This window comes from Neobacillus sp. B4I6 (assembly GCF_050434045.1).
Taxonomy (GTDB): Bacteria; Bacillota; Bacilli; order Bacillales; family Cytobacillaceae; genus Neobacillus.
This window is the reverse complement of the sequence record NZ_JBNPWB010000002.1, coordinates 6,207,680-6,223,103: the sequence shown is the minus strand read 5'-3', so window position 1 is coordinate 6,223,103 and position 15,424 is coordinate 6,207,680. Positions and strand designations below refer to the sequence as shown.

The following is a 15,424-nucleotide window of genomic DNA, read 5'->3' as shown; positions in this document are numbered from 1 at the left end:
GCATCGCTGCCCTCGGTTTTTGTATGAATTTTATTTTTGAGAAGATGAGCGATGTTGTTCATTCATGACTTTTATTTCATTAATAATCTGCATCATTTCTTCCTTCGCATCCGGGTAGAGCCCATTCCAGTGCTTAGCCAGAGCAGGCATTGACTTGGCGATATGCGAATACAAAGCCCATACCTTCACCTTTTCCTTCGTTTCATCAGTGGATTCCCCAACTAAAAGTTCACTATATTTTTCAAGCAAAGCTTCGAACTGCTTCACAAATGCTTTCTCCATCATGACACCTTCTGTCCTTTGTAATTTGGGTACATGGGCAAGTTTTGCAGCGCTTGCCTGCCGGCAGTTGGTATGTAAAACAACAGGTCTTTCTTACTCTTACCACTGCATCCCATTCTTCCAAATAGATCTTTTCAGCAAAGTATTTTTGCAGTGGATTTAAGTTGTAGCGGCCAAATAACTTTCCTTCGGCTTCTAAAATTAAGTAGCGAAAATCCTCTGCAACTTGATCATAATCTTTAAGTTCGCTTTCATAGAGCCAAAATAAGTAGACAGCGATATTTTCCCACAGGATTAACTTCGAAATACCGATTGTTTTTTCCAGTTGTGAGATCAGTGGAAAAATGTTCATTGCAAACAGATCTTTCAAAACCCTGGCTCGCCATTCAGAACGGTCGTTTCCATCCCAGTCCTGAACTGTAACATCGTTAAATGAAATTGCCGGAAGCCAATCTCTCCCTCGAACAGCCGACTCCATTTTTATATTATCCAACGATACATTTAGCTTTTTATTCAAAGCAGTCATCGCATAAAGCGACATCACTACTAAAAAGGCATACCGTTTAATAAAAATGGAAGCAGCTGCTTTTTCAGACGGCGCCTCAAGGGCATCGGTTAAATTTTTCAAAAAGGCCTTAAGGTTCGATTCATCTAAGAGATCAGCAACATTGAATGAATGCTCTAAGTTGGCCTTGAATCTGTATTTTTCCAATTGATTTTCCACGAATAATTTAACCATTCATCGCTACCGCCTTTTCGAGGATACATCTTCCCTTTCCATAAGGAATGCAGAGCGGTGTCCCAAATAGTGGGTCTATCGTTACCTCACAATCCATGCCAAAAACATTTTTGACGAGGCTCCTATTAATGACATGTTCCGGTTTTCCTTGGTCATATACCTTCTGATCCTTGATAGCCACGACATTATGGGCGTAACGGCAGGCCAGATTGAGATCGTGAAGCACCATGACAACGGTCCGCTTTTTCTTTTCATTTAGTTCAAACAACAAATCGAGGATTTCGATTTGGTGGGTCATATCCAGGTAGGTAGTCGGTTCATCTAGAAGGATGATATCCGTATCCTGAGCCAGTGTCATCGCTATCCAGGCACGCTGTCTCTGACCTCCAGAGAGCGAATCAACCGTTCTTTCTTTTAGGTCCACTAATCGAGTTGCCTTGAGGGCGTCATTGACCTTTTTCTCATCTTCCTCTGACCATTGTTTTAACCATGTTTGGTGTGGATAGCGGCCTTGTTTGACGAGTTGCAGGACGGTTAACCCTTCAGGTGCTGCAGGCGATTGTGGTAAAATTGCCATCTTTTTCGCAATGTCTTTCGTGGACAGCTTGGCAATCGCTTTCCCTTCAAGCAACACAGCGCCAGACTTTGGCTTCAAGAGACGAGCGATTGAACGAAGCAGAGTTGATTTTCCGCAGCCATTTCCGCCAATAAACACGGTAATTTCCCCCTTTGGAATCTTCAAATCTAATTCATCAATAATGAGAGTCTCCCCATAGGATAGTGATAAATTCTTCGTTTCAATCGCATTCATCATCTGACAGCTCCTTGTCGACTTTTTGGTTTGCTTATTGTCTAGCTCCAGCACCCAGCGACAAGTGTTCTTCGCTAAACGGGCGCTTCCGCTTTTCTAGGCATTTCGTGTTTTAAAAAGTAAGTAAATAAAATACGGTGCCCCGATGCCAGCGGTAAACACTCCGGCTGGGACCTCTAACGGTGAAAACATCGTTCTGCCAATTAAATCAGCGATCATGACAAGAATCCCGCCAATCAAGGCGCTCGCTGGAAGCAATGCTCCAAACGATGAACCCACTAACCTTCTCGCCATATGCGGTGCCATTAAGCCGACAAAACCGATGCCCCCGGCAAAAGCAACGGAACCTCCTATCAAGGCGGTGCTGATCATTAATAAGAGAAAACGTTGTTTTTGCACCTTGCCGCCTAATCCAGTTGCAACCTCATCACCGAGTTCTTGGAGATTAATCGTCCGTGCCACTGCCAAAGCAATAATCACGAAGACAACCGTCCACGGGACAATAATCGCAACATTACTCCAATTGGAACCATACACGGTTCCGGTAATCCATATATTGGCTTGGCTCGCCTGATAAATCGGGCCCATCACCATGGTTAAAGTGGTGATCGCTTGCATTAGCGTTGAGATCCCAATTCCAATCAACACAAGCCTGATCGGTGAAACACCATTTTTCCAAGCAAGGAAATACACTAAAAATCCTATCACTGTTGCACCTATAAAAGCAGCTAATGGCAGCCATGCGATACTTACCGTTAATGAATGATTTTTATCACTAAAAATCGCTAAAAAACTTACAACGGCAGCCGCTGCGCCACCTGTAATCCCTAAAACATCTGGGGAAGCTAGCGGATTTCGGATCATTCCTTGTAAAATACCGCCTGCAATCGCTAGTGAAATACCAACCATTAAGGCGACAATAATTCTTGGGAGGCGAAAAGATGTAATAATAAGCGTTTCCATCTCAGGTCCGCCGCCGAATAACACTTTTAGCACTGTAAGCGGGTTAATATTCATTTCACCGCTTCCAGTGCTAATCACAAAAACAAAGCAGGCAACGACGAGAAGGATGGTAAAAGTTAATGATGCTTTTCGATCAACTAAAAAGGACAATCTGCCATTAAAAAGGCGGAAATTTTTATATTTTCTCATCGTCCATTGAACCCCCTTCTTGCGATGTAAATAAAGAATGGAGTTCCAATGATGGCTGTCATGACACCAACAGGCACCTCAGACGGCATGAAAATGTATCTTGCGGCGATATCTGCCGCGATTAATAGGATCGCACCTAAAACAGCAGAAAATGGTATGACCCAACGATGATCAATTCCAACAATCGATCTAGTAATGTGTGGGACCACAATTCCCACAAAACCAATTGGACCTGCGACAGCTACAGAACCGCCCGCTAGTAAAATAACAATTATGCCTATGGCGATTTTGATAAGTCCTGTGTTTAAACCAAGCCCCTTGGCAACATCTTCCCCCATGGACAGGATATTCATTTTACCAGCAATTAACACAGCACCAATCCAGCCGACCCCAATATAAGGTAAAACTGAGACGAGCGTCTCTAATTTTCGACCCTGGACAGAGCCTGCCAGCCAAAACAAAACCTGATCAAGCATGACCTCATCCAGTACAAGCAATCCTTGGGTAAAGGAGGAAAACATCGCTGACATCGCAGCTCCCGCTAATGTGAGCTTCATTGGAGTTAAACCTTCACGGCCAAATGAACCAATGGCGTAAACACTTATCGCTGCAACGGCAGCTCCTAGAAAAGCAAGAATGCTAAACGCTTGTAAACTATTTACAGAAAACACAGTCATAGCTACGACAACTGCAAACCCTCCACCGGCATTGATCCCAAATATACCTGGGGATGCGAGCGGATTCTTTGTTAAGGTTTGCATGAGGACACCGGCAACAGCCAGGCTAGCCCCGACGGCTGAAGCGATTAACGCTCTTGGCAGCCTGACGGTTTGAATAATGATATGTTCATTGGATCCGTTATTATTTGTAAATGCATCAAATGCTGTATGCCAACTGGTATCTGTATAACCATAAATGACACTGGCACACATGAATAACACCATCACCAAGATGGCGATTAGTAAACCAATCCATTTTAATGGGGTACTTTTTAAAAGCATATCATGGTAACCTTTCTAACTTCTTAATAGTTTAATTAATTTAAGTCTAGCTCCAATTGATAATTGTTGTCAATGACTTTGATAATCATTTTCAATTAAATTGTTGACATAACGGTAGTACTCATTTTATGATTAAGTCGTCATTGAAAATGATTATCATTAACAATTAGCTAAGGAGGATACATAAACAATGAAGGCAATCAAGACGATACTTACTCTTTTTTCAGTTATGACCATTTTCTTATTAGCTGCTTGCGGCGGCGGTAATGAAGCAAAAACTGGTGATAAGACGAAAACTACTGCAGAAAAATCTTATACGGTTGAGCATGCGATGGGATCTACCATCATTAAAGGTACCCCTAAAAAAGTCGTTATTCTTACAAATGAAGGAACAGAAGCACTGCTTGCACTAGGTGTAAAACCAGTTGGTGCAGTTCAATCCTGGCTTGGAGATCCATGGTATGAACATATTAAAAAGGATATGGACGGCGTTGAGGTTGTTGGAGTTGAAAGTGAAGTCAATGTGGAGAAAATTGCCTCATTGAAACCAGATTTAATTATCGGTAACAAGCTGCGTCAAGAAAAGGTTTACGACCAGCTTAGTGCGATTGCCCCGACTGTTTTTTCAGAAACGCTTAGAGGAGATTGGAAGGATAACTTCAAATTGTATGCAAAAGCATTAAATCTTGAGGCAAAAGGAAACGAAGTGTTAAACGCATACGATACACATGTGGAAGATCTAAAAGCCAAGCTCGGCGATAAAGTGAATCAAGAGGTTTCTGTTGTGCGCTTCATGGCAGGAAAATCTCGAATTTATTACACGGATTCTTTCTCAGGAGTACTTTTCAATCAATTAGGATTTAAACGTGCTCCCCAGCAGGAAGCACTTTTCACTCCAGATAACAAGCTTGGGTTACTCGCTGTAGAGGTAGGCAAAGAAGTCATTCCTAAAATGGATGGAGACCTGCTTTTCTACTTTACCTATGCGCCACCAGGTGATCAAGCAGCCATAGATACTGCAAAAGAATGGACAAACGATCCACTTTGGAAAAACTTAAATGCGGTTAAGAGTGGCCATGTGTATGAAGTAAGTGACGCAACATGGAATACTTCCGGCGGCGTTCTGTCAGCAAATATTATGCTCGATGACCTTGAGAAAATCTTACTAAAGAAATAAGCAATTTTTATAAAAAAACCTCCCATTATATATTAGAAAAGAGCAAGGCTTGCCATGGCCTCGCTCTTTTTGTTTACTTTGAATATTTTTTCTGCTGATTTGAACGCGGATTTTGCCAACCTGACCTAGATACCCATAATTATGTGGTATAGCTCTCCTATCCTGGCGGGATTCCGCCAACTTCCTGATTTATTCCGCCATTCTCATCCGGATTTCCGCGAATTGCCTGATTTATTCCGCCATTCTCATCCGGGATTCCGCCGATTCCCTGGTTTATTCCGCCAAGCCAGAATAGACACCCCTTAAAACGTGGTATAGCTCACTTATCCTGGCGGGATTCCGCCAACTTCCTGATTTATTCCGCCAATCTCATTCGGGATTCCGCCGATTCCCTGATTTATTCCGCCAATCTCATTCGGGATTCCGCCGATTCCCTGATTTATTCCGCCAATCTCATTCGGGATTCCGCCGATTCCCTGATTTATTCCGCCAAGCCAGAATAGATACCCCATAAAATGAGGTATAGTTCTCTTATCCTGGCGGGATTCCGCTAACTTTTCTGGTTATTCCGCCAAACTTATCCGGATTTCCGCGAACTTCTCAATTTATTCCGCCAAACTAAACCGCAATTCCGCCAAATCCTCGGTTATTCCGCCAAACACCAATTTCAAGCACAAAAAAAGAGCGAACCCTGTCGCTCCTTTTTTCTATATTAAGCTGTTGTCGAAAACATGTACTTTTTATAATGGTAGCGAATCGAAAAAATTAAGCCGAGCCCGAACATGTTCCCCATTAAGGCGCTGCCGCCATAACTGATAAACGGTAGTGGAATCCCTGTAATCGGTAGAACGCCAATCGTCATCCCAATATTTTGGAAGACGTGGAAGGTGATCATACTGATGACCCCTACGCAAATATACGTATAAAAATTATTCTTTGTTTCCATTCCAACCTTTGTAATATGATAAACCAATAAGAAAAACAGACTAATCAACACACTTGCCCCAATAAAGCCATATTCTTCGCCAACGACACTAAAAATAAAATCCGTTTGGCTTTCCGGCAGATAAACTTCTCGATTTCCCAGTCCTTTACCGCCCGTTTGGCCTGAACCGATCGCAAGTAATGATTTTGTCAACTGGTAGGCGTCCGATCCTTGGTAACTATAAGGATCTAGCCAAGAGTAAATCCGACGAAGCTGATACTGGCCCACCCCAAGGTACTTTTCCAAGACTTCTGGGTGAATTAATACAAAATAAAAAATCGTCCCAATTAGCGCTATACCTACTGCAAACAATGGTGTGAGCAGCTTCCACGAAATCCCCGAAATAAAGACCATTCCTAATAAAATCGCTAAGAATACAAGCGATGTCCCTAAATCCTGCTTGATGATCAGTGCTAACGGGACCATTGTTACAATGCCAAGCTTAACTAACAGCCAAAAATCCGTTTGTATCGTTTTTATCTGGGTCTTGAGGTGATGATCTTCAATCACTCGTGCAAGCGCCAATATAATGAAGATTTTAACAAACTCAGATGGCTGGATTGTACCGAAGCCAGGAACCTTAAACCAGTTTTTCGCCCCATTGATAACTGGTGCGATACTTTCCGGGGCAACAATTAAAAAGCCAAGCATAAGTATTCCAAACCCATATGCATACCAGGTAAGCTTTCGGAGTTGATCTGAATCGAGGGTCATAACCCCAGTGATAATCCCTCCCCCAACCGCGTACCAAACAATTTGCTTAATTAAAAAATTCTCCTTGTATTGTCCACTCGCCTGCGCACTATAAATTGCTAAACAGCTCGCTAAAAACAGTAATATCAATATAAAAACAAGATTGTAATCAAGTTTTGAAGTTTTGTCGTTATTTGAAGTCATATCAGTTCCACCTTACTATGAAATGCTGCATTCCTACATTATATTTTTATTATCAGCAAATCACAACTTCTAAACTGTGAATGGTTTAATTTACATAAATTAGAAAGCGGAAGCGCCCATAGTTTTTTCTTCTTATTTATTAAAGTAGATCCGCTGTAATTCCATAGCCATCCATTCCAGATTACTTGGAACCTGTGGAATGCCGTATCCAATAAAAAGCGGGGTGGTCACAAAGCGCGAAACAACCTTTGCATAGATTTTATTTTCAATATGATGGAAAAACAAGTTATAGCTCGTTGCTTTGAATGGAAAATGGTTCAAAATATAATGAACAGCCGTTTGCAGGTAATCCGAAAACTTTTCCTGGTAACACGAATCCTCCATTTCAATATTGAATTCATAAAATCCAACACGGGGCTTTGTCGACAGCGTAAACCGGGCTTCCACTGTTTCATCAATTACAATCCCTTCAAACATTTCATGGGTTACCTTCTCTTTATAATCAATATCATCCAATCCAATGATTTGCATATGAGGATGCGAGAGCGTACCTCCTGACAAAGGTCCATGGTTTTTGAAGAAGATCACAGATTGATAGCCGCCAGTTTCCTCCATAGCTAACCAATGCATGATTCCAAATCTCATCAATTTATGTAGATGCTCTTTTGGGTAGGTCGATAATTCACCCTGACAATCATCCGTTTCAATTAACACCGTTTGATAGGTATTTTCTAGAACAGGATATTTATTTTTTAAAAGAATAATCGGTTCGTCCACAGCGATGAGGTTCGTTAGTTGATCTCTTTCGCAAAATGGACAGGCCTGGTCTTTGTTTCGAATATTTTCGGGCTTCATAACACCGATCGACGTATTAAAATGAAGATGTGAATTTTCCAAATGCGTTTCTCCTCTCGAACGAGTATATTTCTATTTTATGGGAGGATGCCATCTAATTGCACTTATTTTGTTTAGACATTAGATATTTTCATTGCTTATTGGAAAAGGAATCCTAAAATAGAATAGGATTTCATTAAATAGGTAATTTTTGCATATCTTTTAAATGTACAGGCTTAACATTTCTTTAGAATGTGAGGGTAACTATGTTAACAAAATTAGAAGCACTAATTCTGGGGATTATCCAAGGTTTAACCGAATTCTTGCCGATCAGCAGTACTGGCCATCTTTATTTAGGAAGAAATTTATTCGGCTTACAGGAAGCCGGACTCTTGCTCGATACGATGCTTCATGTCGGCACATTGCTGGCTGTTTTTGTTTTTTATAAAGATGAATTTATAAAAATTATCAAAAAGCCGTTTAGTAAGTTAACCTTTTTGTTGATCGTTGGAACCATCCCAGCGGTAATCTTTGGACTTGCGTTTAAAGATTATATCGATGAAATTTCGAAAACTGGGGTGACAATTGGCTGGGAGTTTTTAATTACGGGGATCTTCCTGTGGATCGCTGATTCAGCGAAAAATGGCTACAAGAAAATGGATGAGATTAGCTATAAAGATGCCTTCATTATCGGTACCTTTCAGGCCGTTGCGATTATGCCTGCGATTTCACGATCAGGAATGACGATTGTTGCGGCGCTTTGGCGAAAATTAGATCGTGAAACAGCTGCTTATTTTTCCTTCTTATTGTCCACACCAGCCATTGCTGGCGCGATTGTCCTGCAAACGAAGGATTTACTCAGCGGTCAAGGTGAAGAAATCTCCTTGTCGGCATTGCTCGTTGGTATTGTCGCTTCTGCCGTCTTCGGTTATGTTGCCGTTAAGTGGATGATTGGCTATTTGAAAAATCATTCCTTAAAACCATTTGCAATTTATGTTTGGGCATTAGGAGTACTTGTGTTAGTTTTCCAATTTACAGGTAAATTTTAGCGAGTTGAGGTTCAGAAAAATAGTTTCGCAAACAAAGGCCCTAGTTGCGCAACAAAAATGGGTTTTCCGCAAATAGAAATGAGAACTCATGCGATATTTATAAAAAAGCAACAAAAAAGCGACTCGACAGCACTCGAGTCGCTCTTTTTTATAATGAAACAGGCAATTTTGCCATTTCTTTAGCTGCTTTTGCTGCTTGCTCCTTCGCTTTTGCCATAATTTCAGGAATCATCTTTGGATTATGATCCATTCCCTCGGCAAATACCGTTTCCATTAATTCAAAGCCAAGGAATTCAAGGGCTTTACTTAAATAACGGTCTCCCATTTCAAAATCAACCATTCGGCCTATTTATGGGCTATACAAAAGATCAGCTTACCGAAGGAGAGCGGACGAAACGGATATCCATACTATATAAGTGCATATGCTCAATTTCCACATCAGGCTGTTCCTTTTTGAACTCTTCTAGAAACACTTCCCCAATTTGCATTCCTTTTGAAAGTTTACTATCATTTTTTGGATTTGCTGTTATATATAGAAGCTTAGACATTTAGATCCGTCCCCTTTTTCGCAAATTTAATATTCTCTCCTTATAATACAATATTTCTCTATGCTCACGATTGAACAATAAGTGAAGTTTGTGAAAATCTTGTGAAAACTGAATTGTTAATTGAACAATCCATGACAATCCCAAACAAAACTTAACGAAACTCAACAAAACTTAACAAAAATCACTTTTATTATGCTATTCTTTTTATAAAATGGCTATGTTAAAGCTTATTGTTGATTTTGGCACCCTGTTGACCTTCGTTCCAGGCGCGAAGACTCCTGCGGGAGGACGGGGCAGGGGAGACCCCGCAGGAGCGCAGCGACGAGGAGGCTCCCCGAACCGCCCGCGGAAAGCGAAGCGCCTGGAACGGAAATCAACAGGCAAGTTTAACATAGCCTATAAAATAAAAACTGGAAAAAGGAGGGTAGCTTATGGATGAGAAGGCTTATACACCCGATGAAGTTGCCCAAATCTTTCAAATCTCAAAACATACGGTTTATGAGTTAATTAAAAGAGGTGAGTTGCAGGCATTTAAGATTGGAAACAAAATGAGAATTGAACAAGCTGAGCTGGAGAGATTTAAAGAGAACACAAAGGCTCCCGCCAAAAAAAGTCTATCTGAACCAACAGAGACTCCGAGTTATCCGGCCCAATCCATTCGATTATCCGGCAGTCACGACTTTCTTGTCGAACATTTTGCAAAACAAGCAGCTACAGCATTAAACTTGCAAATCCAGCCTTCGTACATAGGCAGTCTTGAAGGGTTAATGATGCTATACCGGGGACAATGTGAAATTGCTGCTATTCATCTATTGGATCCAAACTCACAAGAATATAATCTGCCATTCATTCATCAACTTTTTGTATACGAATCAATTTTGGTGCTTAGATTAGCGGCAAGACAACAAGGCTTTATTGTCGCAAAAGGCAATCCGAAAAATATTCATGATTTTCCTGACCTGACGAGAAATGATGTTCAATTTGTTAATCGCCAGAAAGGGGCAGGAACACGATTTTTACTTGACTCAAAGCTTTCCAGCTATGGAATCAATCCTAGTAAAATTAGCGGGTATAGCAAGGCGGAGTGGAACCATTTATCTGCTGCCTCGTACATTAGCAGGGGCATGGCTGATGTCACCTTCGGAATTCAGTCGGCTGCAAGCCATTTAGGATTGGACTTCATCCCTGTAGCTAAAGAACATTTTGACCTTGTTTTCCGCTTTACCTCTGAAAATAAACAAAGTTTAACAGACCTAATTCAATATTTACAATCTGCTAGTTTCAAAGACAGTTTAACGGATTTAGAAGGATATGATATATCAGAATTAGGAAAAATTACCTATCAAACTAGTCAAACGGAGGAAACAAAAACATGTTAAAAAATCGTTATCTTGGATTCTTATTGGCACTGATGCTATTAATTTTAGCCGCGTGCGGAAATTCTGACACAAATGATTCAGCAGAAAAAGTAAAAAAGACTGAACCTAAAGCAGCACCAACTGAAATGATCCTTGCTACAACAACAAGCACACAGGACAGCGGCTTACTAGATGTCCTGATCCCAATGTTTGAAAAAGAAAACAATGTAAAAGTAAAAACCATTGCAGTTGGCACAGGGCAGGCATTAGAAATGGGAACAAAAGGGGAAGCAGATGCCCTTCTAGTTCATGCTCCAGCAGCTGAAAAAGCAGTTGTTGATGCCGGTGATGCCATAAACTACAAACGCGTGATGTACAATGATTTTATCCTCGTAGGACCAAAGGAAAATCCAGCAGGTGTCAGCGGTGATGACATTAACGCAGCTTTCAAAAAATTGTCTGATTCGAAAGCTACTTTCGTTTCACGAGGTGACGATTCTGGCACACATAAAAAAGAACTTGGTATCTGGGCGGCGGCAAGCATTAAACCCGCTGGGGAATGGTACGTTTCAACTGGACAAGGCATGGGGCAAACCTTACAAGTGGCCGCAGAGAAAAAAGGCTACGTCTTAACTGACCGCGCTACATGGCTGGCACAAGAGAAAAATTTGGATACCCTTCAAATCGTCGTTGAAGGCGGCAAAGATTTAATGAACATTTATCACGTGATGCAAGTAAATCCTGAAAAACATGACAAAATTAATAGCAAAGATGCAGAAAAATTTGTAGAATTTATGGTAGATGCGAAAACACAAGATGTGATTGAAGAATTCGGTAAGAAAGAATACGGTCAATCATTATTTATGAAGTATACAGAATAGTAGATGAAGGCCCTTTTTTAAGGGCCCTTCTGTTTATAAAGCTATAGAAAATCCTGGAGGCACTTTAAATGGAACTACTCATTGATGGACTAAAAAAAGCGATAGAGATGCTCCTTTCTGGTGATCAGGAAGTATTTGCGATTACCTGGCTCACTCTTAAAGTTTGTCTAATTTCCATTCTGATTAGTACCTTGATAGGATTGCCGCTTGGCATTTTTCTTGGATTAACTAGATTCAAAGGCCGCAGACTTCTATTATTATTCATCAATATTGGTTTAGGGCTGCCTCCTGTTGTTGCCGGACTTTGGATTACGATGCTTTTATGGCGCTCGGGGCCGCTCGGAGACCTCACCCTGCTTTATTCACCAACAGCGATTGTGATGGCACAAATATTAGTGAGTTTGCCGATTGTTACCAGTCTAACTTGCACAGCATTTCAGCAAATTAGTGAAAAAATGCTTCTGCAAATTAAAGCTCTTGGAGCAACAAAACTGCAGACATTATGGATTCTCATTAAACAATTAAAAATTGCCATATTGGCGGCAATAATGGCTGGCTTTGGCCGGGTCATCGCTGAGGTTGGTGCTGCGATGATGGTCGGCGGAAATATCCAAGGCGACACGCGCATTTTAACGACGACAATTGTGATGGAAGTTTCAAAGGGGAACTTTGATATTGCCTTAGCGCTATCGTTCATATTATTATCGGTTGCCCTGTTGATTACGGCAGTGTTAACATTTTTACAGCAAAGGAAGCGAATATCATGAATCCCTTAATTGAGCTGAAGAACATTACCTATAAAGCCCATAATAGAACCATTCTTGATATTCCTGAATTTCAGATTCAGACTGGGGAATTTCTCGGCATTATGGGACCAAATGGTGCGGGGAAAAGTACGCTGCTAAAGGTGCTGGCGTTTCTTGATCAACAAAATAGTGGTGAAATCTTTTATCGAGGACAGGCCATTCCTAAGGGGAATGTACCGCTTGAACTGCGAAGGAAATTCTCCATTGCTCTCCAGCAGTCCTTACTGTTAGATGGAACTGTTTTTCATAACATTGCGATAGGTCTAACCTTAAGAAAAGTCTCCAAATCGATTATCAAGGAAAAAGTGGGGCACTGGATGGAGTTATTTGGGATCAGTCATTTGGCGAAAAAAAATGCTCTTTATTTATCCGGCGGCGAGGCACAACGGGTCAACTTAGCGCGGGCGATGATTGTTGAACCAGAGATTCTGTTTTTAGATGAACCTTTTTCCGCTTTAGATTTTCCAACAAAAATAAGGTTAATGGAAGATTTCAAGCAAATTATTGAAGATGCCAAGACAACGGCTGTCTTTGTCAGCCATGATCTAATGGAGGTCAATTATCTCACGAAACAGCTTGCAATCATTGTAAATGGTGAAGTGAAACAAGTAGGACTAACCCCACGCGTCCTAGAACATTCGAATACCTCCACTGCATCGTTCCTAAATGAGTGGAAAAAGTTTTACCCCGTTGCACGTTAATTGACAGTTCCGGTTTGGAGCTGTTTTTTCTTCACTTGGATTAAAAAACAGAAGGCAGTGCGTATTGCAGAGGCCTTCTGTGCAATTATTTAGGGTTAGTCTTCCTGCGGAAACCACAAAGTAACGCTTGTTCCCTTATTTAACTTGCTTTTTACTTTTATGACACCCCTATGCGCATCCATTAAGGCTTTTACAATCGAGAGGCCAATTCCAACTCCTCCGGTTTTGCGGTCTCGTGATTTGTCCCCGCGATAGAAGCGTTCGAATATATGCGGAATATCTTCCTCAGCCATCCCTGATCCCTCATCTTGAATCTTGAAGCCGACATAGCCCGACATATCCGTTTGGACAGAAATAGTGACATTTTTTCCTTCCGGCGTATACTTTAGGGCATTATTGAGGATGTTTGACAGGATTTGCATCAAGCGATCCCTGTCCGCTTCAAACATTTCGTCCTGAACAGGTTCTTCAATATGGAGATGGACACCCTTCTCTGTAAACAACGGCAGAAACATCTCAAATAACGCTGCCAGCACACTTCCTGCATCCAATTCCATTTTTTCAAGTCGAATCTGCGGATTTTCAGCGGCAAGAAGCTTTTCTAGTTCATTGACTAGCCTTACTAATCGCATTAGCTCTTCGTGGGTTGTCTGCAAACGCTGTGGAGTCGTCTCCCAAATACCATCCTGAAATGCTTCAATTTGACTTCTCAATGTGGCCAGCGGTGTGCGAAGCTCATGAGCCAAATCACCCGTAAAGTGCTTTCTTAAGTTTTCTTCCTTTGCCAACGACACTGCAAGATTATTAAACGAAATTGCAATGTCCTTTACCTCGGTAGGCAAGCCCGATAATGGAATGCGAATGTCAAGATTATGGTTCTGCAGCTCATTTGCCGCAAACGATAGCTTCTGTAATCCTGAAGTGAGTTTTTTTGAAAAAAGCATACTAAAGATAATCGCCAGCACGATCGTCAAACAAACGGCTGCATAAATGTACAATTGAATCGTTTGGATAAATGTATACTCATCATCAATTAAACCTTTCGGATAGATGGCAACGAGTTTCCCAATAATATTATCATCTACCCTTAGTGTATAGGTCTTGGAATGCCATTCTTCACCATTTGGAGCAGGTTCAGCTAACCCGAAACTATTCAACATGCCACGGATGTTCGAGGAATCCATTTGCAATTGTCCAAGCCGATCATACAATTGGAAGTAAAGCTGCTCGGTCATCGCATGTTCGTGCAAGAGCCCAAACACTGGGTCACTGGTAAAATGGCCATTTTTTTTATAATCCTTTTCAATTTCCGTGATAATCCGATCAATCTTTTTCTCCCGATTGTGATCTAAATAGCTGCTGAAGCTTTCTTCAAATCCATACTGGATAAAAAAGCTCACAATGATGATAGCGATCATTGAGATGAGTATTAAATAAAAGAGAATTTTAGACCGGAGCGTTTGCAGCATCTAATACGCCTCCAAATTTGTAACCCATCCCGAATACCGTTACGATAAAATCTGGCTGCCGTGAATCCATCTCAATTTTTTTTCGAAGATTTTTGATATGGGTATCCACACTGCGTTCATAGCCTTCATAATACATGCCTTCATCCTGAATCTTTTCAAGCAAATCCATCCGGCTGTAAACCCGGCCCGGATTCACCGCCATATTGGTTAACAGCTTATATTCAATCGGTGTTAGGGTAATATAGTCTCCGTTAACGGTTACTTCCTTTTTTATTAAGTCAATGACAAGTCTTTTCCCATTGAATTCAAGTCGTTCTACTTTCTCCGACTTTTTCACACGCCTTAAAATAGCTTGCACGCGAACAACGACTTCCCGCGGGCTAAACGGTTTGGTTAAATAATCATCCGCCCCCATCACGATTCCGTTGATGCGGTCATCTTCAGCCGATTTGGCGGTCAGCATCAGGATTGGCACGTCCGATTCTTTTCGGACCAGCCGGCAAACTTCTTCACCAGATATATCGGGCAGCATTAAGTCTAATATGATTAAATCAGGGTTTAGTGTTTTTACTTTTTTCAAGGCATCAATTCCATTATCTGCACTATGAATTTCATAGCCTTCTCTTACTAAATAGGCTTCAAGAACTTCTATGATTCTACGTTCATCGTCTACTAATAATATCTTCATTTTTACCACTCCCCACATAATAACTATATCATTTCAAGTCTGTGAT

18 protein-coding genes are annotated in these 15,424 nt (G+C 41.2%); 6 read left to right on the top strand and 12 right to left on the bottom strand.

Annotated features, from left to right (window positions below; translation table 11 throughout):
- Positions 1-30 precede the first annotated feature (30 nt).
- The 5 genes from QF028_RS32790 to QF028_RS32770 form a co-directional block, all read right to left on the bottom strand.
- The gene (locus QF028_RS32790) at positions 31-282 is read right to left on the bottom strand and encodes a YusU family protein (protein WP_215005429.1); all 252 of its coding nucleotides are present in this window, start codon (positions 280-282) and stop codon (positions 31-33) included.
- Entirely contained in the window at positions 242-1,021 is a 780-nt protein-coding gene (fhuF, locus tag QF028_RS32785; RefSeq protein WP_429472010.1) for a siderophore-iron reductase FhuF, read from the bottom strand. Before fhuF ends, QF028_RS32790 begins: the two co-directional genes overlap by 41 nt.
- Positions 1,014-1,832: an ABC transporter ATP-binding protein gene (locus QF028_RS32780; protein ID WP_429472650.1), complete on the bottom strand. Its 819-nt coding sequence runs from the start codon at positions 1,830-1,832 to the stop codon at positions 1,014-1,016. Before QF028_RS32780 ends, fhuF begins: the two co-directional genes overlap by 8 nt.
- 96 nt (positions 1,833-1,928) lie before the next feature.
- Complete coding sequence (locus QF028_RS32775) at positions 1,929-2,984, bottom strand: FecCD family ABC transporter permease (RefSeq protein WP_429472008.1); 1,056 nt, start codon at positions 2,982-2,984, stop codon at positions 1,929-1,931.
- Positions 2,981-3,985, bottom strand: coding sequence for a FecCD family ABC transporter permease (locus tag QF028_RS32770; protein ID WP_429472005.1), 1,005 nt, complete (start codon positions 3,983-3,985; stop codon positions 2,981-2,983). The genes QF028_RS32775 and QF028_RS32770 overlap by 4 nt, the downstream gene beginning before the upstream one ends.
- 190 nt (positions 3,986-4,175) lie before the next feature.
- Here QF028_RS32770 and QF028_RS32765 point away from each other — a divergent pair, with 190 nt between their 5' ends.
- A complete protein-coding gene (locus tag QF028_RS32765; protein ID WP_429472002.1) occupies positions 4,176-5,162 on the top strand; it encodes an ABC transporter substrate-binding protein in 987 nt (328 codons plus the stop codon).
- Positions 5,163-5,485: 323 nt separating this feature from the next.
- On the opposite strand, the gene QF028_RS32760 is transcribed toward QF028_RS32765, so the two are convergent.
- The 3 genes from QF028_RS32760 to QF028_RS32750 all read right to left on the bottom strand — a co-directional run bounded on the left by QF028_RS32760 (position 5,486) and on the right by QF028_RS32750 (position 7,941).
- Positions 5,486-5,674, bottom strand: a complete 189-nt coding sequence (locus QF028_RS32760; protein ID WP_429471999.1) for a hypothetical protein — start codon at positions 5,672-5,674, stop codon at positions 5,486-5,488.
- 200 nt (positions 5,675-5,874) lie between these two features.
- A complete protein-coding gene (locus QF028_RS32755) occupies positions 5,875-7,044 on the bottom strand; it encodes an FtsW/RodA/SpoVE family cell cycle protein (RefSeq protein WP_429471997.1) in 1,170 nt (389 codons plus the stop codon).
- A gap of 132 nt (positions 7,045-7,176) precedes the next feature.
- Entirely contained in the window at positions 7,177-7,941 is a 765-nt protein-coding gene (locus tag QF028_RS32750) for a DUF4931 domain-containing protein (protein ID WP_429471995.1), read from the bottom strand.
- Positions 7,942-8,144: 203 nt separating this feature from the next.
- On the opposite strand from QF028_RS32750, the gene QF028_RS32745 reads away from it, so the two are divergent.
- Positions 8,145-8,927 (top strand): undecaprenyl-diphosphate phosphatase, encoded by a 783-nt coding sequence (locus QF028_RS32745; protein ID WP_429471992.1) that lies wholly within the window; start codon positions 8,145-8,147, stop codon positions 8,925-8,927.
- A gap of 148 nt (positions 8,928-9,075) precedes the next feature.
- Here the strand turns inward: QF028_RS32745 and QF028_RS32740 are convergent, their stop codons facing one another.
- Both QF028_RS32740 and QF028_RS32735 read right to left on the bottom strand, forming a co-directional pair.
- Positions 9,076-9,252 (bottom strand): hypothetical protein, encoded by a 177-nt coding sequence (locus tag QF028_RS32740; protein WP_429471990.1) that lies wholly within the window; start codon positions 9,250-9,252, stop codon positions 9,076-9,078.
- Positions 9,253-9,295: 43 nt separating this feature from the next.
- The gene (locus tag QF028_RS32735) at positions 9,296-9,475 is read right to left on the bottom strand and encodes a hypothetical protein (RefSeq protein WP_429471987.1); all 180 of its coding nucleotides are present in this window, start codon (positions 9,473-9,475) and stop codon (positions 9,296-9,298) included.
- 431 nt (positions 9,476-9,906) lie between these two features.
- Between QF028_RS32735 and QF028_RS32730 the strand changes: the two genes are divergently transcribed.
- The 4 genes from QF028_RS32730 (at position 9,907) to QF028_RS32715 (ending at position 13,221) form a co-directional block, all read left to right on the top strand.
- Positions 9,907-10,854 carry a substrate-binding domain-containing protein gene (locus QF028_RS32730; RefSeq protein ID WP_429471985.1) on the top strand — a complete coding sequence of 316 codons (948 nt, stop codon included), beginning with the start codon at positions 9,907-9,909 and terminating at the stop codon, positions 10,852-10,854.
- Complete coding sequence (locus QF028_RS32725) at positions 10,848-11,714, top strand: substrate-binding domain-containing protein (protein WP_429471983.1); 867 nt, start codon at positions 10,848-10,850, stop codon at positions 11,712-11,714. The genes QF028_RS32730 and QF028_RS32725 overlap by 7 nt, the downstream gene beginning before the upstream one ends.
- Before the next feature lie 68 nt (positions 11,715-11,782).
- Positions 11,783-12,481, top strand: coding sequence for an ABC transporter permease (locus QF028_RS32720; RefSeq protein WP_429471981.1), 699 nt, complete (start codon positions 11,783-11,785; stop codon positions 12,479-12,481).
- The gene (locus QF028_RS32715) at positions 12,478-13,221 is read left to right on the top strand and encodes an ABC transporter ATP-binding protein (RefSeq protein ID WP_429471979.1); all 744 of its coding nucleotides are present in this window, start codon (positions 12,478-12,480) and stop codon (positions 13,219-13,221) included. Before QF028_RS32720 ends, QF028_RS32715 begins: the two co-directional genes overlap by 4 nt.
- Before the next feature lie 95 nt (positions 13,222-13,316).
- Here the strand turns inward: QF028_RS32715 and QF028_RS32710 are convergent, their stop codons facing one another.
- The gene (locus tag QF028_RS32710) at positions 13,317-14,690 is read right to left on the bottom strand and encodes a HAMP domain-containing sensor histidine kinase (RefSeq protein WP_429471977.1); all 1,374 of its coding nucleotides are present in this window, start codon (positions 14,688-14,690) and stop codon (positions 13,317-13,319) included.
- The gene (locus tag QF028_RS32705; protein ID WP_214715590.1) at positions 14,668-15,378 is read right to left on the bottom strand and encodes a response regulator transcription factor; all 711 of its coding nucleotides are present in this window, start codon (positions 15,376-15,378) and stop codon (positions 14,668-14,670) included. The genes QF028_RS32710 and QF028_RS32705 overlap by 23 nt, the downstream gene beginning before the upstream one ends.
- Positions 15,379-15,424 lie beyond the last annotated feature (46 nt).

Bases quoted from the DNA above. Each gene is read 5' to 3' on its own strand.
- QF028_RS32770 (WP_429472005.1), bottom strand. From the start codon at position 3,985: ATGCTTTTAAAAAGTACCCCATTAAAATGGATTGGTTTACTAATCGCC.
- QF028_RS32720 (WP_429471981.1), top strand. From the start codon at position 11,783: ATGGAACTACTCATTGATGGACTAAAAAAAGCGATAGAGATGCTCCTT.
- QF028_RS32745 (WP_429471992.1), top strand. From the start codon at position 8,145: ATGTTAACAAAATTAGAAGCACTAATTCTGGGGATTATCCAAGGTTTA.
- QF028_RS32740 (WP_429471990.1), bottom strand. From the start codon at position 9,252: ATGGGAGACCGTTATTTAAGTAAAGCCCTTGAATTCCTTGGCTTTGAA.
- QF028_RS32710 (WP_429471977.1), bottom strand. From the start codon at position 14,690: ATGCTGCAAACGCTCCGGTCTAAAATTCTCTTTTATTTAATACTCATC.
- QF028_RS32730 (WP_429471985.1), top strand. From the start codon at position 9,907: ATGGATGAGAAGGCTTATACACCCGATGAAGTTGCCCAAATCTTTCAA.
- QF028_RS32780 (WP_429472650.1), bottom strand. From the start codon at position 1,832: ATGAATGCGATTGAAACGAAGAATTTATCACTATCCTATGGGGAGACT.
- QF028_RS32790 (WP_215005429.1), bottom strand. From the start codon at position 282: ATGGAGAAAGCATTTGTGAAGCAGTTCGAAGCTTTGCTTGAAAAATAT.
- QF028_RS32775 (WP_429472008.1), bottom strand. From the start codon at position 2,984: ATGAGAAAATATAAAAATTTCCGCCTTTTTAATGGCAGATTGTCCTTT.
- QF028_RS32755 (WP_429471997.1), bottom strand. From the start codon at position 7,044: ATGACTTCAAATAACGACAAAACTTCAAAACTTGATTACAATCTTGTT.
- QF028_RS32725 (WP_429471983.1), top strand. From the start codon at position 10,848: ATGTTAAAAAATCGTTATCTTGGATTCTTATTGGCACTGATGCTATTA.
- QF028_RS32705 (WP_214715590.1), bottom strand. From the start codon at position 15,378: ATGAAGATATTATTAGTAGACGATGAACGTAGAATCATAGAAGTTCTT.
- fhuF (WP_429472010.1), bottom strand. From the start codon at position 1,021: ATGGTTAAATTATTCGTGGAAAATCAATTGGAAAAATACAGATTCAAG.
- QF028_RS32715 (WP_429471979.1), top strand. From the start codon at position 12,478: ATGAATCCCTTAATTGAGCTGAAGAACATTACCTATAAAGCCCATAAT.
- QF028_RS32735 (WP_429471987.1), bottom strand. From the start codon at position 9,475: ATGTCTAAGCTTCTATATATAACAGCAAATCCAAAAAATGATAGTAAA.
- QF028_RS32760 (WP_429471999.1), bottom strand. From the start codon at position 5,674: ATGGGGTATCTATTCTGGCTTGGCGGAATAAATCAGGGAATCGGCGGA.
- QF028_RS32765 (WP_429472002.1), top strand. From the start codon at position 4,176: ATGAAGGCAATCAAGACGATACTTACTCTTTTTTCAGTTATGACCATT.